Source organism: Saccharothrix stipae (assembly GCF_054781895.1).
The window spans coordinates 573,852-597,956 of sequence record NZ_BAAGTN010000005.1; the positions used below are offsets into that span (position 1 = coordinate 573,852).

General features: G+C 72.5%; 23 protein-coding genes and 1 tRNA gene. 13 read left to right on the forward strand and 11 right to left on the reverse strand.

Annotated features, from left to right (window positions below):
- The first annotated feature begins 11 nt into the window (after window positions 1-11).
- Complete coding sequence (locus ACYVLT_RS11605; RefSeq protein WP_461120121.1) at window positions 12-830, forward strand: ESX secretion-associated protein EspG; 819 nt, start codon at window positions 12-14, stop codon at window positions 828-830.
- On the opposite strand, the gene ACYVLT_RS11610 is transcribed toward ACYVLT_RS11605, so the two are convergent.
- The 6 genes from ACYVLT_RS11610 to ACYVLT_RS11635 form a co-directional block, all read right to left on the reverse strand.
- Window positions 802-1,962 (reverse strand): lactate 2-monooxygenase, encoded by a 1,161-nt coding sequence (locus ACYVLT_RS11610; protein ID WP_461120122.1) that lies wholly within the window; start codon window positions 1,960-1,962, stop codon window positions 802-804. The genes ACYVLT_RS11605 and ACYVLT_RS11610 overlap by 29 nt on opposite strands.
- Window positions 1,963-1,974: 12 nt before the next feature.
- Window positions 1,975-3,144 carry a cation:proton antiporter gene (locus ACYVLT_RS11615; RefSeq protein WP_461120123.1) on the reverse strand — a complete coding sequence of 390 codons (1,170 nt, stop codon included), beginning with the start codon at window positions 3,142-3,144 and terminating at the stop codon, window positions 1,975-1,977.
- On the reverse strand, window positions 3,141-5,309 hold the full coding sequence (gene secD / locus ACYVLT_RS11620; protein WP_461120124.1) for a protein translocase subunit SecD: 2,169 nt from the start codon (window positions 5,307-5,309) through the stop codon (window positions 3,141-3,143). The genes ACYVLT_RS11615 and secD overlap by 4 nt, the downstream gene beginning before the upstream one ends.
- A 36-nt stretch (window positions 5,310-5,345) precedes the next feature.
- Entirely contained in the window at window positions 5,346-5,675 is a 330-nt protein-coding gene (locus ACYVLT_RS11625; RefSeq protein WP_461120125.1) for a hypothetical protein, read from the reverse strand.
- 24 nt (window positions 5,676-5,699) lie between these two features.
- Window positions 5,700-6,692 (reverse strand): tetratricopeptide repeat protein, encoded by a 993-nt coding sequence (locus tag ACYVLT_RS11630; protein WP_461120126.1) that lies wholly within the window; start codon window positions 6,690-6,692, stop codon window positions 5,700-5,702.
- Window positions 6,693-6,812: 120 nt separating this feature from the next.
- A complete protein-coding gene (locus ACYVLT_RS11635; RefSeq protein WP_461120127.1) occupies window positions 6,813-7,424 on the reverse strand; it encodes an FMN-dependent NADH-azoreductase in 612 nt (203 codons plus the stop codon).
- Between the two features lie 103 nt (window positions 7,425-7,527).
- Between ACYVLT_RS11635 and ACYVLT_RS11640 the strand changes: the two genes are divergently transcribed.
- Complete coding sequence (locus tag ACYVLT_RS11640; RefSeq protein WP_461120128.1) at window positions 7,528-7,998, forward strand: MarR family winged helix-turn-helix transcriptional regulator; 471 nt, start codon at window positions 7,528-7,530, stop codon at window positions 7,996-7,998.
- 4 nt (window positions 7,999-8,002) lie between these two features.
- Here ACYVLT_RS11640 and ACYVLT_RS11645 read toward each other — a convergent pair whose 3' ends face one another.
- Window positions 8,003-9,187: an NAD(P)/FAD-dependent oxidoreductase gene (locus ACYVLT_RS11645; RefSeq protein ID WP_461120129.1), complete on the reverse strand. Its 1,185-nt coding sequence runs from the start codon at window positions 9,185-9,187 to the stop codon at window positions 8,003-8,005.
- Between the two features lie 173 nt (window positions 9,188-9,360).
- On the opposite strand from ACYVLT_RS11645, the gene ACYVLT_RS11650 reads away from it, so the two are divergent.
- The 7 genes from ACYVLT_RS11650 to ACYVLT_RS11680 all read left to right on the forward strand — a co-directional run bounded on the left by ACYVLT_RS11650 (window position 9,361) and on the right by ACYVLT_RS11680 (window position 16,999).
- Window positions 9,361-9,564 carry a hypothetical protein gene (locus ACYVLT_RS11650; protein WP_053722955.1) on the forward strand — a complete coding sequence of 68 codons (204 nt, stop codon included), beginning with the start codon at window positions 9,361-9,363 and terminating at the stop codon, window positions 9,562-9,564.
- Between the two features lie 67 nt (window positions 9,565-9,631).
- A complete protein-coding gene (locus ACYVLT_RS11655; protein WP_461120130.1) occupies window positions 9,632-11,503 on the forward strand; it encodes an SDR family oxidoreductase in 1,872 nt (623 codons plus the stop codon).
- Complete coding sequence (locus tag ACYVLT_RS11660) at window positions 11,500-13,080, forward strand: AMP-binding protein (protein WP_461120131.1); 1,581 nt, start codon at window positions 11,500-11,502, stop codon at window positions 13,078-13,080. The genes ACYVLT_RS11655 and ACYVLT_RS11660 overlap by 4 nt, the downstream gene beginning before the upstream one ends.
- 67 nt (window positions 13,081-13,147) lie before the next feature.
- Complete coding sequence (locus ACYVLT_RS11665) at window positions 13,148-14,485, forward strand: LuxR C-terminal-related transcriptional regulator (RefSeq protein WP_461120132.1); 1,338 nt, start codon at window positions 13,148-13,150, stop codon at window positions 14,483-14,485.
- 251 nt (window positions 14,486-14,736) lie between these two features.
- Window positions 14,737-14,859 (forward strand): hypothetical protein, encoded by a 123-nt coding sequence (locus ACYVLT_RS11670; RefSeq protein WP_461120133.1) that lies wholly within the window; start codon window positions 14,737-14,739, stop codon window positions 14,857-14,859.
- Between the two features lie 59 nt (window positions 14,860-14,918).
- A complete protein-coding gene (locus tag ACYVLT_RS11675; protein WP_461120134.1) occupies window positions 14,919-15,410 on the forward strand; it encodes a PH domain-containing protein in 492 nt (163 codons plus the stop codon).
- Complete coding sequence (locus ACYVLT_RS11680; RefSeq protein WP_461120135.1) at window positions 15,407-16,999, forward strand: PH domain-containing protein; 1,593 nt, start codon at window positions 15,407-15,409, stop codon at window positions 16,997-16,999. The genes ACYVLT_RS11675 and ACYVLT_RS11680 overlap by 4 nt, the downstream gene beginning before the upstream one ends.
- Before the next feature lie 11 nt (window positions 17,000-17,010).
- Here the strand turns inward: ACYVLT_RS11680 and ACYVLT_RS11685 are convergent, their stop codons facing one another.
- Window positions 17,011-17,985 carry a GlxA family transcriptional regulator gene (locus ACYVLT_RS11685; RefSeq protein ID WP_461120136.1) on the reverse strand — a complete coding sequence of 325 codons (975 nt, stop codon included), beginning with the start codon at window positions 17,983-17,985 and terminating at the stop codon, window positions 17,011-17,013.
- 19 nt (window positions 17,986-18,004) lie between these two features.
- Here ACYVLT_RS11685 and ACYVLT_RS11690 point away from each other — a divergent pair, with 19 nt between their 5' ends.
- Window positions 18,005-19,351, forward strand: a complete 1,347-nt coding sequence (locus ACYVLT_RS11690; RefSeq protein ID WP_461120172.1) for an MFS transporter — start codon at window positions 18,005-18,007, stop codon at window positions 19,349-19,351.
- On the opposite strand, the gene ACYVLT_RS11695 is transcribed toward ACYVLT_RS11690, so the two are convergent.
- From ACYVLT_RS11695 to ACYVLT_RS11705, 3 genes are read right to left on the reverse strand one after another with little or no spacing between them, the layout of a single operon-like run.
- The gene (locus ACYVLT_RS11695; protein ID WP_461120137.1) at window positions 19,352-19,762 is read right to left on the reverse strand and encodes a PIN domain-containing protein; all 411 of its coding nucleotides are present in this window, start codon (window positions 19,760-19,762) and stop codon (window positions 19,352-19,354) included.
- Between the two features lie 23 nt (window positions 19,763-19,785).
- Entirely contained in the window at window positions 19,786-20,019 is a 234-nt protein-coding gene (locus tag ACYVLT_RS11700; RefSeq protein WP_461120138.1) for a DUF6364 family protein, read from the reverse strand.
- A 49-nt stretch (window positions 20,020-20,068) separates the two neighbouring features.
- The gene (locus tag ACYVLT_RS11705) at window positions 20,069-21,583 is read right to left on the reverse strand and encodes a helicase HerA-like domain-containing protein (RefSeq protein WP_461120139.1); all 1,515 of its coding nucleotides are present in this window, start codon (window positions 21,581-21,583) and stop codon (window positions 20,069-20,071) included.
- An 83-nt stretch (window positions 21,584-21,666) separates the two neighbouring features.
- Here ACYVLT_RS11705 and orn point away from each other — a divergent pair, with 83 nt between their 5' ends.
- From orn to ACYVLT_RS11720, 3 genes are all read left to right on the forward strand, one after another.
- On the forward strand, window positions 21,667-22,278 hold the full coding sequence (gene orn, locus ACYVLT_RS11710) for an oligoribonuclease (protein ID WP_461120140.1): 612 nt from the start codon (window positions 21,667-21,669) through the stop codon (window positions 22,276-22,278).
- A 62-nt stretch (window positions 22,279-22,340) separates the two neighbouring features.
- Window positions 22,341-22,416 (forward strand) — tRNA-His (locus ACYVLT_RS11715).
- A gap of 57 nt (window positions 22,417-22,473) precedes the next feature.
- The gene (locus ACYVLT_RS11720) at window positions 22,474-24,105 is read left to right on the forward strand and encodes an ABC-F family ATP-binding cassette domain-containing protein (protein WP_461120141.1); all 1,632 of its coding nucleotides are present in this window, start codon (window positions 22,474-22,476) and stop codon (window positions 24,103-24,105) included.

A 24,105-nucleotide genomic window follows, 5' to 3' on the forward strand; every position in this document is an offset into this window, starting at 1 on the left:
CAGGGGGGACAGTGCTGCGCACCAGGGTCGCCATCCCGGTCGTCGCGCTCTACAACGCCTGGCAGGCCGAAGGTCTGCCGACGCTGCACAACGCGCTGCTGACCCAGGTCGACTTCGACGAGGACCGGCTCGCCGAGGGTGACGTCACGGGTCTGGCCGACCTCGCCCGCCGCGGTTGGGCCGAGCTGGAACGGCTCGGCCTGGCCCGCGGCAGGCAGGTGCACGCCGACCTGGGCCGGTCGCTGCGCCTGATCGCCGACGCGAGCACCGAGTACTACGCGTTCTTCAACCAGGGCGACGACGACACGCGCACCGCCCTGGTGGTGCAATCGGGTGACGACGCGCTGCGCGTGGTGCTGCGGGCGGACAAGCACTTCGTGCTGGAACCGGTCCGCGCCGAGGACGTGGTGCAGTCCCTGGTGTCGGCGCTGCCGGAGGCCAAGCCGGGGCGCGGCGGCGTGCTCTCGCTGCCCGCGGACGCGTTGCACGACAAGCCGCGCCAACCCCGGCCGGACGAGGAGGGCGGGTCGTTCCTGCAGGCCAGCAGGCCGACCGGCGGGCACTCGACCGAGGTGCAGCAGGTGCGCAAGCTGCTGGCCGAACAACGCACCGGCGGCGGCCAGCTCTACGCCGCACGACGGGACCGGTCCGGGCGCAAGCAGCGGTGCGCGGCGCCGTTGACCTACTTCGACACGATCACCGGCCGCTACCTGTCGGCGAAGACGACCGGCGGCGACGGCACGCCGTGGATCACCGTGCAGCCGGCCGACTTCACCACGTTGCAGAACCGGTTGCGGCAGCTCAGCGCCGACGCAGCGCCTCGCGGTTGAGCTCGGCCGGGCTGCGGTGCCCGGACAGGCCCAGGGTCAGGTCGAAGTCGGCGAGCAGGCCGCGCAGCACGTGCCGGACGCCGACCTGACCGCCGTGCGCCAGGCCGTAGGCGAACGGGCGGCCGACCAGCACGGCCTTCGCGCCCAACGCCAGCGCCTTCACGATGTCCGCGCCGCTGCGGATGCCGGAGTCGAACAGCACCTCGACCTGCTCGCCGACGACGTCGGCGATCTCCGGCAGCACCTCCAGCGAGCCGACCGCACCGTCCACCTGCCGCCCGCCGTGGTTGGACACCACGATGCCGTCCACGCCCGCGTCGACGGCCTTGCGCGCGTCGTCGACGTGCTGGATGCCCTTGAGCACGATCGGCCCGTCCCAGTGCTCCCGCAGGAACGACAGCTGGTCCCACGACTTGTCGGTGCCGGTGAACAGCTGCACCCACCGCAGGATCGCCATCGGCGCGTCCTGCTCGGGCGGCGCCGCGAGCCCTGCCCGGAACGCCGGGTCGGAGAACGGGATCGCCGTGCCGATGCCGCGCAGGAACGGCAGGTAGGACTGGTCGAGGTCGCGCGGCCGCCAGGCCAGCGTCCACGTGTCCAGGGTGACGACGAGCACCCGGTACCCGGCCTTGCGCGCCCGGTCGAGGATGCTCGCGGCCACATCCGGGTCGTTCGGCCAGTAGAGCTGGAACCAGCGGGCGGCGTCACCGGCGGCCTCGGCGACCTCTTCGATCGTGTGCGAGGAGGCGGTGGACAGCACGAACGGCACGCCGAGCTCCGCGGCGGCACGGGCGGTCGCCAGCTCGCCGTCCGGGTGCAGGATCGACTGGACCCCGACCGGCGCGAGCAGCACCGGCGCGGGCAGGTCGGTACCCAGCAACGACGTACCGAGGTGCCGCTCGGTGGCGTTGGTGAGCATCCGCGGCACGATCCGCCAGTCGTCGAACGCCTCCCGGTTCGCCCGCGCCGTGTGACCCCCACCGGCCGCACCCGCCACGTACCCGAACGGACCGGGCCCGAGCCGTTCCCGGGCGGACGCCTCCAACCCCTCGGGGTCCGTGGTGAACGGCGGCACGTTGCCCGCCAGGCCTTGGAGGTAGATCTCGTTCTGGTACGCGGCGAATCCGGTCATGGGTCCACCTTGCTACACGAACAGACGCTTGGGCAGGAGCCAGGTGAGGCGGTCCGAACGGAGCACCGCCAGTGGACCCACCACGGCCAGCAGCAGCACGTACCCCGCCACGAACGGGGCGACGCGGGAGTCCAGGCCGGCGGCCACCGCCATCGCGGCCAGCACCAGGGAGAACTCACCGCGGGTCAGGACGGTGAGGCCGATGTCGACGGCCTGCTGCCGGTCGAACGAGTGCAGCTTGGCGGCGAACAGGCCCGCGCCGAGGTTCAGCACGATCGTCACCGCGACCGCCGCCAGGATCGGCAGCACCACGGTGCCCACGGCGCCGGGGTCGATGCTCAGCCCGAAGATGAAGAAGAACAACGCCCCGAACGCGTCCCGCAGCGGCAGCACCAGCTTGTGCACGCGGGGCGCGACGCCGGAGCCACCCAGCACCGCGCCCACCATGAACGCGCCGATCGCGTCGGACACGCCGAGCTCGTGCGCGACCGCCGCGCCCGTCACCGCCACGCCGACGAAGCACACGACCAGCAGTTCGTCGTCCGCCGGCTGGAACAGCCTGGTCACCACCCGGCCGCCCCAGCGCGCGATCGCGGCCAAGACCAGCAGGAACGCGAACGCCTTGCCGAAGTCGACCAGCCCGGACACCCCGGACGTGCCGCTGAGCACGGGTTGCAGCACGGCCAGGTACAGCGCGAGGAACACGTCCTCGATCACGATGATGCCCATCACCAACCGCGACTCGGGGTTGCGCAACCGCCGCGCCTCGACCAGCAGCTTCGTCACGATCGCGGACGACGAGATGCCGATCGCGCCGGCGATCACCAGCGCCTCGCGCGTGCCCCAGCCCAACGCGAACCCGAACGCCAGCCCGCCGCCGATGTTGAGCACCAGGTAGCCGACGCCGGCCAGGGCCAACCGCCGCCCGCCCGACACCAGGTCGTCCACCGAGAACTCGAGGCCGAGGTAGAACAGCAGGAACACCAGGCCGAGGCTGGACAGCACGGCCATCTCACCCGGATCGTCCACAAGCGACAGACCCGGCGTGTGCGGTCCGAACAGGATGCCCGCCACCATGAACAGCGGGATCGTGGGCAGTCCTATCCGGACACCGGCCCGCGCGATGACGCCGGCGGCGAGGAAGGCACCACCGACCGCGAGCAGCGCGTGGCCTGTGCTCATCGGTCCTCCAACGCGATCGCCACCGGCGCCGCGGTCGACACGGTCGAGACCGTGCCGGCGACCAGCCCGATCAGCAGCGCGGTGGAGAAGTCGGCCAACGACCCGTCACCGAGCACCAGCAGCGCGGCCAGCACGAACAGCACACCGATACCCGTGTTGACCGTCCGGGGCAGGGTTTGCAGCACGGCCGAACTCATCACATCGGGGAATGGCGCCCGGGTCCGCCGCAGCTCGCGCACCCGGTCGAACACCACCACCGAGTCGTTGACCGAGTACCCGATCACGGTGAGCAGCGCGGCCAGGAACACGCCGTCGGCCGTCTTGCCCAGCCACGCGAACGCCCCGACCAGCACGACCACGTCCGCGACCAGCGCGACCACCGTGGCCACGCCGAGCCGCCAGTCGAACCGGACGGCCAGGTAGACCAGCTGCGCGGCCACCGCGATGGCCAGCGCGACCAGCGCGTTGCGCCGCAGCTCCGAGCCGAGGCTCGGACCGATCAGCTCGTTGCTCACCTGCTCCGCGCCACCGGTCGCGCGGTCGACGGCCTCGCCGAGCCGCGCGGCCGCGGCCGAGTCGATGGGACCCGTGCGCACCGAGAGGCCGTCCGAGCCCGAGGTCGCCACGACCGCGTCACCGAACCCGGCGGACGCCAGCTCCGCGCGCACCCGCCCGGTGTCCACCGAGCCGGTACCCGTCGGGGCGGCGGTGAACTCCAGCATCCGACCCCCGGTGAACTCCACCCCCAGCTCCAGCCCGCGCACGACCAGGCCGCCGACCGCGGCCAGCAGCACGAGCCCGGCCGCGAGCAGCCAACGCCGGGGCCGCCGGAACAGCGTGATCCCGCGCGAGGTCAGCCACGTGCGCACCCGCCCCAACGAGTGCAGCCCGCTCCACCGGGGCCGCCGTTCCAGCAGCGGCATGACCAGCCGCAACAGCACCCGGCTCAGCACCAGCGCGCTGAACAACGACGCCAGCACACCGATCGACAGCGTGACGCCGAACCCCTTCACCGGACCGGTGGCGAGCCAGAACAGCAGCCCGGCGGCCAGCAGCGTGGTCACGTTCGAGTCCGCGACCGCGCTCAACGCACCGCGGAACCCCTCGTCCACCGACCGGGGCAAGCGCTTGCGCCGCGCGAACTCCTCCCGCGACCGCTCGAACACCAGCACGTTCGCGTCCACCGCCATGCCGATGGCCAGCACGAACCCGGCCAACCCCGGCAACGTCAACGTGGCGCCGATCGCCAGCATCGCCGCGTACGCCAGGGCCGCGTACCCACCCAGCGCGAGCACCGCCACCAGCCCCGCCAGCCGGTACACGAAGATCAGGAACAGCCCGGTCAGCGCCACCCCGATGATCGCCGCACGGGCGCTGGCCTCGATCGCCTCCGCGCCGAGCGTCGGCCCGACGGTCCGCTGCTCCACCACCTCGACCGGCACCGGCAGGGCGCCGGACCGGATCACCAGCGCCAGCTCCTCGGCCTCGGCCTGGCCGAACTGCCCGGTGATGGACGTGCTGCCGCCGATCATGCCGGTGCGGCACACCACCGACGGGTCGACCTGGGGCGCGGACACGACCTCGCCGTCGAGCACGAACGCCACCCGCCGCTTCGGGTCGCCCGGCGGTGAGCACGCGGCCTCGGCGGTCACCCGCTGCCACGCCTGCGGGGCGTCGCCCTGGAAGTCGACGCCGACCAGGTAGCCGACGCCCTGCGGGTTGGGCGTGGCGCGCGCGTCCTTGATGCCCTCGCCGGTCAGCACGACCTGCCCGAGGCCGATCGCGTCGCCCTCGGGCGTCGGCACGTCACCGGGCCCGGTCACCGGCTGCACCCTCAGCTGCGCGGTGCGGCCGAGCACTTCGATGGCCTCGGTCGGGTCTTGCACGCCGGGCAGCTCCACCACGATGCGGTGGTCGCCGGAGCGGGCCAGCACGGGCTCGGCCACGCCGAGCTCGTCGACCCGGCGGCGCAGCACCTCCATGGCGCGGTCGGTGGCGTCGGACGTGGCTTCGGACGGTGTTTCCAGCACGATCTGGGTGCCGCCGCGCAGGTCGAGCCCTAGGCGCGGTTGGACGGTGAGCAGGGTGAAAGCGGACGCGGCGAGCACGCCGAGGGCAAGCAGCCCACGGACGAGTAGCGCTCGCCGCGCGCTGGGGCGCGGCATGGTGAAGGGACCTCCGGGTGAGGTGAACGGGTGGGTTCAGCTACCGGAGGTCAGGGGCGGTGCGCGTTCGCCGAGCGGCGGGCGGCCGTTGCGCTCGGGGGTGCGGTGGGTCGGGTCCACGACGTCCACCCGCACCGGCGGCGCGGGCGTGACGTGCACGGCGGGCTGGACGCCGTCCAGCGGCTGGCCCAGGTGGACCTGCACCGGGTGCCCGACGGTCGTGCCGCGGGCGGCCGTGCCGGACAGGTGGGCCGCGTCGACGGTCGACGAGACGGCGACCACGTCGACGGGCGCGGCGGGACCGGGACCGGACACGACGAAACCCGCGATCAACGCCAGGATCGCGAGCAGCGCGCGTCGGGTCATCGGCCCTCCTTCCCGACGTCCAGGTTAGCGACCGCCGACGAGGACGACGACGGCTCCGCCGATCAGCGCGCACAGCCAGGCGATCACGAGCGGCTGCATCGTCGTCGCGCCGAAGAGCAGCGCGACCGTCCACACCGCGAGGATCACCGTGGCAAGCCCGAACGCCGTCGCCACCACGGCGACCTTCGGCCGGTGCAGGGGAAGCCGGACCAACGCCCGCCGCACCCCGCGCCCGGCCCGCAGCAGCACGAGCCCCACGACCACGAGGCAGCCGACGACCAGCAGGCCGGAGAACCAGCCGAGCAGCGGCGTCGGCCTCGGCATGCCCGCCAACAGCAGCACCAACCCGCCCGCGACGAGCAGTGCGGCGAGCCGTGACAACGCGGGCCAGACCAGGACGTGGGCGGCGTGCAGCGCTTCACCGGACGGCGGCGGCACGGGTGCGCCACCGCGCTTGCGCCGCACGGTGGCGAGGTTCACGCGCACGTCGTCGTCATCGGGGTCGAGGCGCAACGCGGTGCGGTAGGCGCGTTCGGCCGTGCCCCAGTCGCGCACGCGCAGCGCCGCGTCGCCGAGCACCTGGAACGCGCGGGCTTGCGCCGGCGCGAGGTGCGTGGCTTCCCGCGCGACCTCGACGGCCTCGCGCCGGCCTTCCGGGTTGTCGGCCAGGACCTCGGCGAGCACCACCTGGCACCGCCAGTCGCCGGGCTTGCGGCGCACGCACTCGCGGGCCGCGACCACCGCCTCGGCGTGGCGTCCGAGCTCGCTCAACGCGAGCGCGGTCAACCGCTGCGCCCACGACGGGTCGCCGTCGAGGACCAGTGCCCGCTTCGCCGCCGTCAGGGCCGGGTCCGGCTCGCCCACGTCGAGGTACGCGGCGGCGAGTCGGCACCACGCCTCACCGTGCAGCGGGTTGGCCACCAGGGCCGGCTGGAGCAGTTCGATCGCCTGGCGCGGCAGGCCGCGGGCGGTCAACTCGGCGGCCCGCACCACCACCGCGGCGATCGGCTCGACCATGCGGACAGTATCCACGGCCACCGCGCCGCGGCCGGCGGCTCGTCGCCGCGAGAGCTCGACCTCGCGGGGTGGTGCGGGGTGGCGGGCGGCCCCGAACCCGACCCGCCACCCCATTCCCCCTCAGGCGGTGGCCAGTTTGCGCACCACTCGGTGCGCGTCCTCCAACGAGGCGACCGCGAGTTCCCGGAACTGCGCCAGCTGCGGCGCGGTGTGGGCCTTGGTCAGCTCGGCGTGCACGAACTCCAGGTCGCGGTCCAGGCCGATCATGCTGAACGCGGCCCGCAGGTAGGGCTCCTGGAAGTCGAACCCGTGCCGCGGCGTGCCGGGCGCGTACGACCCGCCCCGCGCGGTGACGACCACGACCCGCGTGCCGGTCAGCACGCCCTCGCCGGTCCCCTGGTCGACGAACAGCTCCGGCACCATGATCCAGTCCAGCCACGCCTTGAGGCTCGACGGCAGGCCGAAGTTGTACATCGGCACGCCGAGCAGCACGGTGTCCGCCGCCTTGACCTCCGCGACCAACCGCTGCTCCAGCGGGCGGTCCCCCGCGGCCTCGCGCGTGGCCAGCGCCGCCGGGTCGACGTGCGGCAACGGGTCCGCGGCGAGGTCCCGGTGGGTGTAGTCGCCGTCCGGGTGGGCGGCCCGCCACGCCTCCGCGAAAGTCCCCCCGACCTCGCGGGACACCGAGCCCTCGAACCGCAGGCTGGTGTCGATGTGGAGCAGGTGCGCCATAGTTCCTCCCAAGAAGTTCTTGGTTGAGAACATATGACCGAATGCGTTCCGAGTCAAGATGTTCTTGAGTGAGAATATCTCGTGCTCGGCGTATGATCGGGCCATGGACCTCCCCGCCGACCACGGCTGCACCAGCCGCGCGGGCCTGAACTGGCTGCTGCACCGCGCGGCGCAGAAGCTGGGCGCGGTCGCCCAGGAGGCGGCGGGGCGCCACGGCATCACCACGCGTGGTCAGATCGTGCTGTCCGCGCTGGTCAGCGAGGAGTTCTTGCGCACGCAGCTCGCGCTGGGCCACTCGCTCGGCCTGGACAAGACCACCCTGACCGCGGAACTGGACCGGCTGGAGCGCGCGGGCCTGATCGTGCGCAAGCCCGACCCCAACGACCGCCGCGTGCGCGTGCCGGTGATCACCGAGCAGGGCCGGGTCGTCCAGGGCGAGGTGGAGCAGCTGCACGCCGAGGTGGAGCGCGAGTTCACCGCCGACCTCGCGCCGGAGGAGGCTCGCGCGCTGCACCTGCTGTTGCAGCGCCTGATCTCGTCCGACCACGGACCCGACAGCGGCTCCTGCCTGTGACGGCCTAGCCGCGCAACCGCTCCGGCGTGACCTCGACCTGCCCGTCGACCAACGCCTGCAACTCCTCGCCGTCGTCCCACTGGTTCACGTTCATCGCCGCCTGGACCCGCCCGCCCCGCAGCCAGAACGCGGTGAACTCGCGCGCGCCCACGTCACCGCGGACCACCAGCTCGTCCCGCTCGGCGTCGGCGAGCCCCCGGTACTCCATGCCCAGGTCGTACTGGTCGGTGAAGAAGTACGGCGAGGCCCGGTACGGCTCGGACCGCCCGAGCGCGGTGCCCGCCACGTGCTCGCCCTGCCCCCTGGCGTTCGCCCAGTGCTCGACCCGGATCCGCCGCCGGTAGCGGGGGTGGTCGTGCGCGGCGATGTCGCCGACGGCGAAGACGTCCGGCGCGGACGTGCGCAGCGCCGCGTCCACCGCCACCCCGCCCTCGGCCGACGCCAGCCCGGCGTCCCGGGCCAGGCCCGCGTTCGGCGCCGCCCCCACCGCGAGCACCACCACGTCACCGGTCACCGTGCCACCGTCGGCCAACCGGACGCCGTGCTCGGTGAAGCCGTCGACGCCCACGCCGAGCCGCCAGGTCACGCCGTGCTCGGCGTGCAGGTCGCGGAACACCTCGCCCATGCGCGGCCCGAGCACGCGGCGCAGCGGCAGGTCGACGGGATCGACCACGGTCACCGACGCGCCGTGCCGCCGGGCCGCCGCGGCGACCTCGCAGCCGATCCACCCCGCGCCGACGACGACCACCTCGGCGCCGTCGGTCAGCTCGTCCCGCAACGCCACCGAGTCCTCGACCGTGCGCAGGGTCCGCAGACCTGGGAGCTCTCCGCCCGGCACCGACAACCGGCGCGGCGTCGAGCCGGTCGCCAGGATCAACCGATCGTACGAATGCGACACACCGGCCGAGTCCACGACCACCCGTTCGCCGACGTCCAACCGGACGATCTCGACCCCCAGCCGCAGCTCGATCCGCCGGTTCTCGTAGAAATCGGGCTCGTGCACGCGGTTCGGCGCTTCGGCGTCACCGAGGAGCACTTCCTTCGACAGCGCCGGAAGCTCGTACGGCCGGTGCTCCTCACGGCCGAAGACGACCAAGTCACCGGTGTAACCCCGATCCCGCAACGCGCCCGCGGCGGCGGCACCGGCCAGCCCCGACCCGATTATCACGATCCGTTGCGGTTCAGCCATTTTCTCACCCCTTCAGGTGACGTTAGCGATGACCGCATGCGACGCTAGCGACAGCTCGGCACGGTCGCCCGGCGGAATCTCCCGTCATGGCACCAACCCGCGTGCGTCTCCTCCCCGCGAGCGCCCGGATTGGTCCGAGCACCCCGTGTCGAGACAGCTGGAGGTTGGGGGCCGTGAGTACTGGCAAGGAGTGGCAGATCTCCTGCCGCGACATCGCGTCACGCCGCCGTGACATGACCGTCTTCGTGAGCCAGGGGCACGTCGTGGTGACCGTGCCGCCGGGCGAGGCGGCCGTGCTGACGCCGCTCGAGGTGGGCCGGCTGCGCGCGGCCCTGCGCGACGCGGTGGTGAACGCGTCCGGCACCCCCGAAAACTGATCACCACCGTTCCGATTTCACCCCGCACTCTTCCTACTGGCGGGTAGGTAGTGTCAGTATCGGGGCCGTGAGTACCTACTTCGTCACCGGCGCGACGGGTTTCCTCGGCAGGCGCCTGGTCGCCAGGCTCCTGCGGCGACCGGACTGCGAACGGGTGTTCGCGCTGGTCAGGCCGCGATCGGTGGACAAGCTGGACCGGCACGACAAGCTGACCCCGGTGCTGGGCGACCTCGCCGACCCGTCCGACCCCGTCGTCGACGCCGGACGGGTCGACCACGTCGTGCACCTGGCCGCGATCTACGACTTCACCTCGGCCGAGGCCGAGCACCACGCCGTCAACGTCGAGGGCACCAGGCGGGTGGTCGAGTACGCCGAGCGCACCGGCTGCGGGCTGCTGCACCACGTGTCGTCCATCGCGGTCGCGGGCGACCACCGCGGCACGTTCACCGAGGACGACTTCGACCTCGGCCAGCACCTGCCCTCGCCCTACCACGCGACCAAGCACGCCGCCGAGGCGCTCGTCCGCGGGCAGGGCACGCCGTGGCGGGTGTACCGGCCGGGCGCGGTGGTCGGCGACTCCCGCACCGGCGAGATCGACAAGGTCGACGGCCCGTATCACTTCTTCACCGCGCTGGCCGCGCTCGCCCGGCTGCCGCGCGGGCTGCCGCTGGTCGCACCGCACTTCGGGGCCGCGAACCTGGTCCCGGTCGACTACGTGGTGCAGGCGCTGGACCGGCTGATCCACGCCGACGTGCCCCCCGGCAGCACGTTCCACCTCACCGCGCGCCGCTCACTGCCGCTCGGCGAGGTCTACAACGCGCTGGCCGCCGCCTGCGGCGCGCCGAAGGTCCGGTTCAGCGTGCCGGTGCCGCCGCCCGCCGCGCCGACCGGCGCGATCCTCACCGGCGTGCTGACCGAGTTGGGCATCCCGCCGCAGGTGCTGCCCCACCTGGTCGTGCGCGCCGAGTTCGACTCGACCGCCACCCGCACGGTCACCGGGCTCGAACCGCCCGACATCACCACGTATGCGGGCACGCTGTGGCGGTACTGGGCCGACCACCTCGACCCGCTGCGCGCCGCCCGCCGGCACGGCCTGGCCGGGCGCACGGTGCTGATCACCGGTGCGTCGTCCGGCATCGGCGCGGCGACCGCGCTCGCCGTGGCCCGCCGCAAGGCGGTGCCGCTGCTGGTCGCACGCCGCGCCGACGAGTTGGAGAAGGTGGCCGGGCTGATCCGCGCCGAGGGCGGCACCGCGCACACCTACCCGTGCGACCTGACCGACGGCGAGGCGGTGGGCGCCCTGCTCAAGCAGGTGCTGGCCGAGCACGACGGCATCGACGCGCTGGTCAACAACGCGGGCCGGTCGATCCGGCGCAGCGCGCACCTGTCGGTGGACCGGCTGCACGACTACGAGCGCACCATGGCGTTGAACTACTTCGCACCGCTGCGGCTGGTCCTGGGCCTGCTGCCGCACATGCGGGAACGGCGGTCCGGGCACATCGTGAACATCTCCAGCATGGGAGTGCAGATCAACACGCCCCGGTTCTCCGCCTACCTGGCCTCGAAGAGCGCGCTGGACGCGTTCAGCCGGGTGGCGGCTAGCGAGACGGTGGCCGACGGTGTCACGTTCACCTCCGTGCGGATGCCGCTGGTGCGAACGCCCATGATCGGGCCGACGAAGGTCTACGACGCGTTCCCGGCGGCGACCCCCGAACGGGCGGCGCGGTGGGTTGTCCGGGCGCTGGAACGCCGTCCCGAGGAGGTCAACCTCCCGTTCGGGGTGCTGGCCGAACTCGCCCGCAAGGCCGCGCCGAAGCACGTGCGATCGCTGCTGCACCTGGTCTACCGGGCGATGCCGGAGCAGGGCTCGCCGCGCACGTCGCCGCTGGCCGGCGTCGCCGCGGGGGCCACCCGCCTGGTCCTGCGGGCGACCCGGTGAACCGGGTCCTGGGAGCGCTGCGCGCGTTGGCGGCGCTGGTGCTCGCCGGTGTCGTGCGGCCGATGGCCCCCGGCCGGTTGCTCGGCGTGGTGGACGCCTACCTGAGGTGGGACATCACGGTGGCGTTCGGGTTCGCCACCGGCGCGGCGCGCCACCCCGACCGGCCCGCGATCATCGACGACGCGGGCACGCTCACCTACGCCGAGGTCGACGAACGCACCACCCGCCTCGCGCACGGCCTGCACGACCTGGGCGTGCGCGCGGGCTCGAAGGTCGCGGTGCTGTGCCGCAACCACCGCGGTTTCGTGGAGACGGTGGCCGCCTGCGTGAAGCTCGGCGCGCACACCGTGCTGCTCAACACGGGGTTGAGCGCGGCCCAGATCGCCGTCGTGCTGCGCGAGCAGGACGTGTCCGTCGTGGTCGCCGACACCGAGTTCCGCGAGCTGCTGGCCAACGCGCCGCGCAAGGTGCGCCGCGTGATGGCGTGGGTCGAGGGCGCCACCAAGAGCAAGACGGTGGAGCAGTTGATCGCCGGCTCCCCCGCCACGCCGCTGCCCAAGCGCCCGCCGCGCGGCCGGATGATCGTGCTGACCTCCGGCACCACCGGTGCGCCGAAGGGCGCCAGGCGGCCCGAGCCCGCGAGCCTCGCCCCCGCCGCCGCGGTGCTGTCCCGCATCCCGCTCAAGGCAGGCGACCGGTTCTCCGTGCCCGCGCCGCTGTTCCACACCTGGGGCCTGGCCGCGTTCCAGCTCGGGCTCGTGCTCGGCGCGACGTTCGTGCTGCGCCGCCGGTTCGACCCCGCGCTCGTGCTCGCCGACGCCCGCCGGCACGGCAGCGACGCGCTGTTCGTCGTGCCCGTGATGCTGCAACGCGTCCTCGAACTGACCGGGCGCCCGCACCTGCCGAAGCTGCGCGTGATCGCGTCCAGCGGCTCGGCGCTGCCGCCGCCGGTCGCGCGGCGGTGCCTGGAGGAGTTCGGCCCGGTGCTCTACAACCTCTACGGCTCGACCGAGGTGTCGTGGGTGAGCATCGCCCGGCCGGACGAGCTGGCCCGGCACCCGGACACCGCGGGCCTGCCGCCGCACGGCACCCGGCTGGCGATCCTGGACGAGGAGGGCGCCCCGGTGCCCGTCGGCGCCACCGGCCGCATCTTCGTGGCCAACGAGATGCTGTTCGACGGCTACACCAACGGCGCGAACAAGGAGGTCCGCGACGGCCTGATGTCCACCGGCGACGTCGGCTACCGCAACGACGCCGGCCTGCTGTTCGTCTCGGGGCGCGACGACGAGATGATCATCTCGGGCGGTGAGAACGTGTACCCGCGCGAGGTCGAGGACCTGCTGGCGGGTCTGGCCGGGGTGCGCGAGGTGGCCGTGGTCGGCGTGCCGGACGAGCAGTTCGGCCAACGGCTCGCCGCGTACGTCGTGTGCCAGGAGCCGGGTGTGCTGGACGAGGAGGCCGTGCGCGACCACGTGCGCGGCTCGCTGGCCAAGTTCTCCGTGCCGAAGGAGGTCGTCTTCCTCGACGCCCTGCCGCGTAATGAGACCGGGAAGGTGCTGAAGCGGGAGCTGCGGTGAGTACCGTCGGCGGAGCCGACAACCGGACGACGGTGGCCGGACCGACGACGGGAGGGCGGGGCGGACGATGACCATTCCCGTCCAGCGAGCGGCCGATCCGCGCGAGGCCGCGGTGTCCAACCTGCGCGAGGCGCGGATGGCGCTGGACGAGGGGCGCCCCGGCGACGCGCTGGAGGCCGCCGAGAAGGCGGTGGCCGCGTTCTCGTGGTTGGACGACGCCGAGGGCGTGGCGCACAGCGTGCTGGCCCAGTCGGTGGCGCTGGGCAAGCGGGGGCTGCTGCCCGGCGCACTGGACACCATCGACCGGGTGCAGGCGATCGCGGCGGCCAACCGGCACGTCGGGTTGCAGGCGTGGTGCAGCTTCTCGCAGGCGGTGGTGGAGCTGCGGCTGGACTCGCGGGAACGGTCGCTGCACTCGTTGGCGCGCGCCCTGGGCCTGGCCGAGCTGACCAAGGACGTCGAGCTGATCGGCTCCATCCTGTTCGAGCAGGCCAAGGTGCTGCGCACGCAGTACCACGAGCACTGCATGGTGCGTTCGCCGGCGAGCCGGTGCAGCCCGGACGGCGAGCCCTGCACGCGCAAGCTGAGGCGCGCGGAGGCGCTGTGCGCGCAGGTCCGTGACCGGTGGAAGCACCTCGACCAGCCGCTGCGGATGGCCAGGCTGAACCTGCTGCTCACGCACGTACGGCTGGACCTGGGCGAGGTGGAGCGGGCGCTGCGCTCGTGCCAGCGCGCCGACCGCCTGCTGGCCGGGCGGGACCGGCCGGTGCTGCGGGCCGAGCTGCTGATGGCCCGGGCGCGGATCAGCGGCGCGCGTGAGCGCTACGACGACCAGGTGCGGCTGCTCACCCGTGCCGCCGAGCTGGCGATGGGCGTGCTGGCGCGGGAGGTCGCGGTGCGGGCGCACGGCGCGTTGAGCGTGGCCTACGAGCGTGCCGGGAAGTTGGACTCGGCGTTGCACCACGCCCGGTACCAACTGGAGCAGTACCGGTTGTGGGAGTTGCAGGAAGGCCGCGACCTGCTGCGGATGCGGGAGCACGACCTGTCCGCGCGGCTGGTGGACCAGTTGGCCGAGCGCACCTTCGGGCCGCGCCGGGAGCCCGGGTCGGGCCCGGTGCCCCGACCGGACCCGCTGCGCAGCTCGGCCACCGCCGAGCAGGACAACCGGCGCATCGCGCGGGCGTTGCGGGCCGGGCTGACCAAGCGCGGCATCGAGGTGCTGCGACGGGTCGCGGCCGGCGAGAGCACCGCGGCCGTCGCGGCGGAACTCGCGTTGTCGCCGAAGACCGTGCAGAACCACCTCCAGCGCATCTACCGGACGATCGGGGTGCGCGACCGGGCGGGTGCGGCCGTCTGGTGGGTCGACCAGGACGAGGAGTCGCGGGCACGGACCGTGCTCGACTGAAGTCACTTCCGTGTTTCCGGCTCGTTAGCTCCAGTGGTGGGATGTCCCCGACGATCGGGGCGACCACTCCGGGGGTATTGCCTAGTGGGCAGAGTCAGAAGTGGGTGATGACCGTGATGACCCCTCTGTGCCATGCTCCGCTTGGACGCTTCCACGCGTCACCTGCGGATCTGGTCCGGCTCCCCCCTGCCGACAAAGCCGCTACGATCGAACGGAGTTCGACGATGGTTGTGCACTCCTTGCACAAAATCATGGCTGCGCTCGCCATCTGCGCCGGTCTCGCCGTCGTCGTCGGCGTGCCCGCCGCGGTGGCCGTCCTGGGCGAGAGCGCCTCGGCGAAGGTCTTCCAGGCGCCCTACGCACCGCAGCCGTAACCGGTTTCGAGGCCGTGCCCGCGCGCACGCGGGCTCGGCCTTGAGGCACAGTGGACGGCGTGAGCAGCGAAGTGTTGCGCCTGCGTGCGCCGCGGCACCAGGTGAGCCGCAAGTCGATCACCCTCTGGACCTTGCACGCGTTGATCGGGTGGGCGGTGCTGCTGGTGCCGCAGCTGGTCGTGCTGATCTTCACCGCGTCGCCGTGGCAGGTCACGGCCGCGATCGCGACGCTCGTGCTCGGCGCCGCGCACACGTTGGTGATGCCGCGCTGGCGGTACCGGGTGCACCGCTGGGAGGCGACCCCGGACGCGGTGTACACGCTGGCCGGCTGGCTGAACCAGGAGTGGCGCATCGCGCCCGTCTCGCGCATCCAGACCGTGGACACCAAGCGCGGCCCGCTGCAACAGCTGCTCGGCCTGTCCACCGTCACGGTGACGACCGCCTCCGCCGCCGGCCCCGTGCTCATCGAGGGCCTCGACCACGACGACGCGGTGCGGTTGGCCGACGAGCTGACCACCACCACCCAGGCCACGCCGGGTGATGCCACGTGACCACCGAGCTGCCCGCGGCGCCGGAGTACGCCGAGCCGGTGGTCGACTGGCACCGGTTGGACGTGCGGATGCTCATCGTCCGCCCGCTCAACGAGCTGATCGGCCTGGTGCCGCTGTTCATCGGCCTGCTCGTGCTGGGCAAGGGCGAGACGTGGCGGATCCTGGTCAGCGCGGGCGTGATCGCGGCGATCGTGCTGTTCGGCCTGCTGCGCTGGCTCACCACCCGGTACCGGATCACCACCGAGCAGGTCGAGATGCACACCGGCCTGTTCGTGCGCAAGCGCTTGGCCGTGCCGCGCGACCGGATCCGGACCGTCGACCTGACCGCGAAGCTCGGGCACCGGCTGTTCGGGCTGTCCGCGATCCGGGTCGGCACCGGGCAGCACGACCAGCCCGGCGAGGACGGCCTGACGTTGGACGCGGTGTCGTCGGTCGAGGCCGAACGGCTGCGCGTGCTGCTGCTCACCACCGCCAAGGCGCAGACCCCCGTCGTTGCCGAGGAACGGCCCGGCGTCGTGCTGTCCAAGTGGGACAACCGGTGGCTGCGGTACGCGCCGTTGACGCTGTCGGGTCTGGTGGCCGCCGGCGCGTTGTTCGGGTTCGTGATGAACTTCGCGCGAGAGCTGGACATCGAGGTGTTCGAGCCGATGAGCGAGGCCGCCCGCTGGGTCGCGGAGCAGCCGCTCGGGTTGACCGTCGCGGTGTTCGGCGGTGTCGTGCTGCTGGTGGCCACGCTCGGCTCGGTGCTGGTGTACGTGGTGCAGTTCTGGGGTTACCGGCTCACGCGTGAGCCGGACGACACGGTCCGGGTGCGCCGGGGTCTGCTGACCACGCGTTCGGTTTCCGTTGCCGAGCAACGGCTTCGCGGCGTCGAACTGGTCGAACCGCTGCTGCTGCGGGCCGGGCGCGGCGCGCACGCCAAGACGGTGACGACGGGCTTGGGGCGCAAGGGCGAGAGCAACCTGCTGCTGCCACCCGCGCCGGTCGCCGAGGCGCACCGCGTGTCCGCCGAGGTGCTGCGGCAGACCTCCGGTGGGGCCGGGAATCCCGCGACCGCCGGCGGAGCCGGGATTCAGACGACCGCCGGTGATCGGGCGACCGTCGACGATCAGGCGGCCGTCGACGATCGGGCGGAGCGGTCGCCGACGCGGACGCCGTTGCGCCGGCACCCGATCGCCGCGCTGCGCCGCCGGTTGGTGCGCGCCACCGTGCCGTTGCTGGTGCCGGCCGCGGTCCTGGCGTGGCTCGCGCCGAGCTGGACGTGGCAGGTCGTGCTGGCGCTGGTGCCGTTCTCCGCCGCCCTGGGCTGGGACCGCTACCGCTCGCTCGGCCACGCGTTGACCGACCGCTACCTGCTCGCGCGAGCGGGTTCGGCGATCCGGGAAACCGTTGCGCTGCAACGCACCGGCATCATCGGCTGGCGCGTCTCCCGGTCGTTCTTCCAGCGCCGCGCGGGCCTGGTGACGATCAGCGCGACCACCGCGGCGGGCAACGGCGCGTACCACGTGGTCGACGTGGCCGAGGCGGACGGCCTGGCGTTGGCCGACCAGGCCGTGCCCGACCTGCTGCGGCCGTTCCTGGAGCGGTGAGCGCGCTCGGGTCAGCCCGTTGACCGGAACGTGGTCCGGTAGACGCTGGGCGCCACGCCGAGCGTCGCGCTCATCTGCTGCCGCAGCGCCGCGCCCGTGCCGAAGCCCGCGTGCCGGGCCACCTGGTCGACGGCCAGGTCGGTCGTCTCCAGCAGGTGCCTGGCCCGTTCGACGCGTTGCTGCGTGATCCACTTCCCGGGGCTGATCCCGGTCTCCTCGCGGAACCGGCGGGTGAACGTGCGCACGCTCATCCGGGCGAGCGCGGCCAGCGCGCGCAGGTCCAGCGGCTCGTGCAGGTGCTCCAGGGCCCACGCGCGGGCCGGGGCGGTGGACGTGTCGGTCATCACCGGGACCGGGCGGACGATGAACTGCGACTGGCCGCCCGACCGCCACGGCGGCACGACGCACCGGCGTGCGGCCATGTTCGCCACCTCGCTGCCGTGGTCGTGCCGCACGACGTGCAGGCAGAGGTCGACGCCGGCCGCGACGCCCGCCGAGGTGAGCACGTCGCCCTCGTCCACGAACAGCACGTCCGGGTCGAGGTCGACGGTCGGGAACAGCCGGCGGAAGTTGTCCGCGTGCGCCCAGTGCGTGGTGGCCCGGCGGCCGTCCAGCAGACCGGCCGCGGCCAGCACGAACGCGCCGGTGCAGATCGACATGACCCGCGCGCCCCGGGCCGCGGCGGCACGCAGCGCGTCCCGCACCGGCTGGTCGAGCGTGCCGTCCGCCAGCACCCGCGCGCCGTGGCTCACGCCGGCCACGACGACCGTCCCCGCCTCGGCCAGCAGCTCCAGGCCGTGCTCGGAGGTGATGTCGAACCCGGCCGCGCTGCGCACCGGCCGTTCGTCGGGCGTGCAGACCCGCACCCGGTAGAACCGCCGCTCCTGCTCGTCGCGGGCGGCGTTGAAGACCTGGGTCGGCGTGCCGAGGTCGAACGTCACCACCTCGTCCAACGCGAGCACGGCGACCAGGTGGCGGGTGTCCATGGCCGGATCTTTGCACATGATGGCCATCGAGCCACTTTCCGGAACCGGGGGAAGCACCGAGGCTGGTCGCGTGATCCGCAGCAAGCAGAACTGGGCATGGGTGGTCGCCGGCGTCGGCTTCATCGCGCTGGTCGGCGCCGCGGCGTTCCGGGCCACCCCGGGCGCGTTGATCGAACCGCTGCAACGCGAGTTCGGCTGGTCCACCGCCACCATCGGCTTCGCCGTGTCGGTGAACCTGATGTTGTTCGGGCTCACCGCGCCGTTCGCCGCCGCCCTGATGGAACGGCTCGGCGTGCGCAAGGTCGTGGCCTCGGCGTTGACGCTGGTCGCGGTGGGCAGCGGGTTGACCGTGTTCATGACCACCGCTTGGCAGCTGGTGCTGTTCTGGGGCGTGCTGGTGGGCCTGGGCACCGGTTCGATGGCGCTGGCGTTCGTGGCGACCATCACCGGTCGCTGGTTCGTCAAGCACCGGGGCCTGGTCACCGGCATCCTCACCGCGGGCGGCGCGACCGGTCAGCTGGTGTTCCTCCCGGTGGTGGCGATGCTGTCGGAGTCGTCCGGGTGGCGCAGCGCGTCGATCGCGGTGTCCATCGCGGCCCTGGCGGTGGTGCCGCTGGTGCTGCTGTTCCTCCGCGACCACCCCGCCGACCTGGGCATTGCGCCCTACGGCGGTGACGAGGTCGTGCCCGTGCCGCCCAGCACCGGCGGTGCGGCCCGCCGGGCCATCGGCGCGCTGACCAGCGCGGCGCGCACCGGCCCGTTCTGGTTCCTCGCGGCCGGCTTCGCGATCTGCGGCGCGACCACCAACGGCCTGGTCGGCACCCACTTCATCCCCGCCGCGCACGACCACGGCATGCCCACCACCACGGCCGCCGGGCTGCTCGCGCTGGTCGGCATCTTCGACATCGTCGGCACGGTGCTGTCGGGCTGGCTCACCGACCGTGTCGACTCACGGATCCTGCTCGCCGTGTACTACGTGCTGCGCGGCGCGTCACTGCTGGTCCTGCCGCAGTTGTTCCACGCCTCGGTGCACCCGTCGATGCTCGTGTTCATCATCTTCTACGGCCTGGACTGGGTCGCCACCGTGCCGCCGACGGTCGCCCTGTGCCGCCAGGTGTTCGGCCTCTCCGCGCCGGTCGTGTTCGGCTGGGTCTTCGCCTCGCACCAGATCGGCGCCGCGATCGCCGCCACCGCCGCCGGCCTCACCCGGGACCACTTCGGCAACTACGCCCCGGCCTGGTACGTCGCCGGCCTGCTCAGCATCGGCGCCGCGGTCCTGTCCATGAAGATCAAGCGCTCACCGGCGCTTGCGGGAGGTCCCGAAGAGCCCACGGGTGATCTCACGCCCGAGAGCGCTCGCGGCTGATCAGCCGGCGCCGGCGAACGGGTTGCGCACCGTCAGGTTCACGAACACGCGACCCTCTTGCAGGTCTTCGGAGACCAGGGTCCCGGCGCCGGCACGCAGGGCCGCCTCGACGATCAGCGCGTCCCAGAAGGACAGCGTGTGCCGCTCCTCCAGGTCGCTCGCGGACACGATCAGCAGCGGGTCGGTGTCGACGACGCACCACTCGCTGTAGTCCGCGACGATCCGGCGGGCCTCGGCCCTGGTCATGGGCGGCTTCAACTTCCGGGTGGCGACCGCGTAGAACTCCTGCAACACCTGGGTGCTCAACGCACCGGTGCCGTCCGCCCACAGCCGCCGGAGGAGGTCGCGGGCCGTGGTGTGCCGGTCGCCTGCGGCGGAATCGTGGGCGTAGACAAGGACATTGGTGTCCACGAAGACACGTCGAACCTGATCACTCACCGGTCGTACAGTTCCTCACGGCTCCAGGTCAGCCCACCGTGATCGGTCGCGCTGTCGAGCGCCGCCAAGGCTCGCCGCTTGGCTGCCTCGTAGCGTTCGTCGGCCGCGGTGAGCACGGTGATCTGGCGCGTCAACAGGGCACTGAGCGAGGTGCCCTGACGCGCCGCCAACACCTTCGCACGCTTGATGACCTCGTCATCCAGTTGAAGTGTGACGTTCCGCTTCGACACAACCACAGTTTATCACGTGGACCACGTGACTTCCACGTGGTCCCCGTGATCACCGGCGCTTGCGGGAGGTCCCGAAGAGCCCACGGGTGATCTCACGCCCGAGAGCGCTCGCGGCTGAGCGGAGGAACGACTTCACGGCCGGGTTGCCCAGCACCTGCGACACCACGCCCGGCTCGTCGCGCTCGCGCTCGGCCGGTGGCGCCTCGTCGGGACGTTGCTCCGGGGGCGCCACCTTCGCGGCCAGCTTCTCGTAAGCCGACTCGCGGTCCACGGTTTCGGCGTACTTGCCGTGCAGCTCCGACGACGCCGCGGCCTGCCTGATCGCGTCCGGCCCGATGGTGTCCATCAAGGACCGCGGCGCGCGCAGCCTGGTCCAGGCGACCGGAGTCGGCGCGCCCTTCTCGCTCAGCACCGTCACGACCGCCTCGCCGATGCCCAACGACGTCAACGCCTCGGCCAGCTCGTAGTGCGGCGTCGTCGGGTACGTCTTCACCGCCTTCGCCAACGCCGCCTGGTCCTCCGGCGTGAACGCCCGCAACGCGTGCTGCACCCGTGCCCCCAACTGCGACAGCACCGCGTTCGGCACGTCGGTCGGCAGCTGCGTGCAGAAGAACACACCGACGCCCTTGGACCGGATCAGCTTCACCGTCTGGGTGATCCGCTCCAGGAACGCCTTCGACGCGTCGGCGAACAGCAGGTGCGCCTCGTCGAAGAAGAACACCAGCTTCGGCCGGTCCAGGTCACCCTCCTCGGGCAGCACCTCGAACAGCTCCGCCAGCAGCCACATCAGGAACGTGGAGAACAGCGCGGGCTTGGCCTGCAACTCCGCCAGCTCCAGCAGCGACACCACGCCGCGGCCGTCGGTCACGCGCATCAGGTCGCGCGGGTCCAGCTCCGGCTCGCCGAAGAACGTGTCGCCGCCCTGCGCCTCCAGGTTCACCAACGACCGCAGGATCACCCCCGCCGTCGCCGACGACACACCGCCCAGCCCTTTCAGGTCCTGCTTGCCCTCCTCGGACGTGAGGTGGTTGATCACCGACCGGAGGTCCTTGATGTCCAGCAGCGGCAGGCCGCGCGAGTCGGCCCAGTGGAAGATCAGGCCGAGCGTGGACTCCTGGGTGTCGTTGAGCCCGAGCACCTTCGACAGCAGGATCGGTCCGAAGCTGGTCACGGTCGCCCGCACCGGCACCGCCACGCCACCCGTGCCCAGGGACAGCAACTGCACCGGGCACGCCGCCGGCCGCCAGTCGTCACCGGTCTCGGCGGCCCGCGCGGTGATCCGCTCACCGCCCTCACCCGGCCGGGACAGACCGGACAGGTCGCCCTTCACGTCCGCCATCACCACCGGCACGCCCGCCGCCGACAGCTGCTCGGCGATCAGCTGCAACGTCTTCGTCTTGCCGGTGCCGGTGGCCCCCGCGACCAGCCCGTGCCGGTTCAGCGTGGCCAACGGCAGCCGCACGTGCGCGGTCGGCTCCACCGTGCCGTCCACCACCACCGCGCCGAGCTCGATGGCCGCGCCCTCGGTGGCGTAGCCGGCAGCGATGTCGCTCTGGGCCGTCATCGTGCTGAGCGTAATGAGATTGGAAGGGGCCGCCACCCGAAGCGCCGACGGGCGCGCGTGGCCGGGCGACTAGGCTCGCCCGGGTGATGGATCGCTTGGTGTGGATCGACTGCGAGATGACCGGCCTCGACCTCGGCAAGGACGCCTTGATCGAGATCGCCGCGCTGGTGACCGACGCGGAGCTGAACGTGCTCGGCGAGGGTGTCGACGTGGTGATCCACGCCGACGACACCGCGCTCGACTCGATGCCCGACGTCGTCATGCAGATGCACGCCAAGTCCGGGCTCACCGAAGAGGTGCGGCGGTCCGCTGTGACGATCGCGGACGCCGAGGCGCAGGTGCTGGCCTACATCAAGGAGTGGGTGCCGGACCCGCGCACCGCGCCGCTGGCGGGCAACTCGATCGCCACCGACCGCGGTTTCATCGCCCGCGACATGCCTGAGCTCGACGCGCACCTGCACTACCGCATGGTCGACGTGTCCTCGATCAAGGAGCTGTGCCGGCGCTGGTACCCGCGCATCTACTACGCGCAGCCGGGCAAGGGCCTGGCCCACCGCGCGCTGGCCGACATCAAGGAGTCCATCCGCGAGCTGGCCTACTACCGGCGCACGGCGTTCGTGCCCCAGCCCGGGCCGACCTCGGAGCAGGCGCAGGCGGTGGCGGCCGAGCTCCTGGCCGCCGACGGCCTCGAATAGGGTCGATTTCAGACCCGGCGGTAGGGCACTGTATGCTTCACGCGCCGGGTCAGCCGGTCTTGGTGGGTGTAGCTCAGCTGGCAGAGCACTGGGTTGTGATCCCAGGTGTCGCGGGTTCAAGTCCCGTCACTCACCCCAAGCGGAACGCCCCTCGACGCCTCGTCGAGGGGCGTCTTCTTTTGCCGTGGAGTTGTCATGAGCGCCACACTCGTCGCGAAGGACCTGGCCGCGGGCCACGGTGACCGCGTGCTGTTCGAAGGGCTGGACCTGGTCGTCGCGCCCGGTGACGTGATCGGCCTGGTCGGCGCCAACGGCGCGGGCAAGTCGACGCTGCTGCGGACGTTGGCGGGGCTGCTGCCCGCCGAGCAGGGCGTGGTCCGCCTCTCCCCGGTGACCGCGACCGTCGGCCACCTGCCGCAGGAGCCGGACCGGCGGCCGGGTGAGACCGTGCGGGCGTTCCTGGCCCGCCGCACGGGCGTGGCGGCGGCGCAGGCCGAGCTGGACCGGGCGACCGAGGCGTTGACCGCGGGCACGGGCGACGACGGCTACTCCGACGCGTTGGAGCGCTGGCTCGCACTGGGCGGCGCGGACCTTCCGGAACGGTCGCTGGAGGTGGCGGCCGACCTGGGCCTGGACGTGTCGCTCGACCTGCCGATGACCGCCCTGTCGGGTGGCCAGGCGGCCCGGGTGGGCATGGCGTCGTTGCTGCTGAGCAGGTACGACGTGTTCCTGCTCGACGAACCGACCAACGACCTCGACCTGGACGGCCTGGCCCGGCTGGAGCGGTTCGTGACCGGGCTGCGCGCCGGCGTCGTGGTGGTCTCGCACGACCGCGAGTTCCTGGCCCGCACGGTGACGCGGGTGGTGGAGCTCGACCTGGCGCAACAGCAGGTGCGGACCTACGGCGGCGGCTACGAGTCGTACTTGGAGGAGCGGGAGATCGCCCGCAGGCACGCGCGTGAGGAGTACGACGAGTACGCGTCGACGCGGTCGTCCCTGGAGGAGCGGGCCCGGGCGCAGCGCGCGTGGATGGAGAAGGGCGTGAAGAACGCCCGGCGCAAGGCACCGGACAACGACAAGGTGGGGCGCAAGTTCCGCACCGAGGCGACCGAGAAGCAGGCGGCCAAGGCACGGCAGACCGAACGGCTGATCGAACGGCTGGACGCGGTCGAGGAGCCGCGCAAGGAGTGGGAGCTGCGGATGGAGATCGCCGCCGCGCCCAGGTCCGGCGCGGTGGTGGCGGTGCTGCGGGCGGCGGTGGTGACGCGGGGCGCGTTCACGCTGGGCCCGGTCGACGTGCAGGTGGACTGGGCGGACCGGATCGCCATCACCGGGGCCAACGGCTCGGGCAAGTCGACGTTGCTGGCGGCGCTGCTCGGTCGGGTCGCGTTGACCTCCGGGTCGTCGTCGCTGGGTTCCGGCGTGGTCGTCGGTGAGATCGACCAGGCGCGCGGTCTGTTCCTGGGCGACGAGCCGTTGCTGGACGCGTTCGGCGCGGCCGTTCCCGAGTGGGTGCCCGCCGACCTGCGCACGCTGCTGGCGAAGTTCGGGCTGAAGGCGGCCCACGTGCTGCGGCCGGCCGCCTCGCTCTCCCCCGGCGAACGCACCCGTGCCGCGCTGGCCCTGCTCCAGGCGCGCGGGGTGAACCTGCTGGTGCTGGACGAGCCCACGAACCACCTGGACCTGCCCGCGATCGAACAGCTGGAGTCCGCACTCGACTCGTACACCGGCACGTTGCTGCTGGTCACGCACGACCGGCGAATGCTGGACGCCGTGAGCACGACCCGCCGCCTGGCGGTGGCGGCCGGCCGTGTCTCGGAGCTCTAG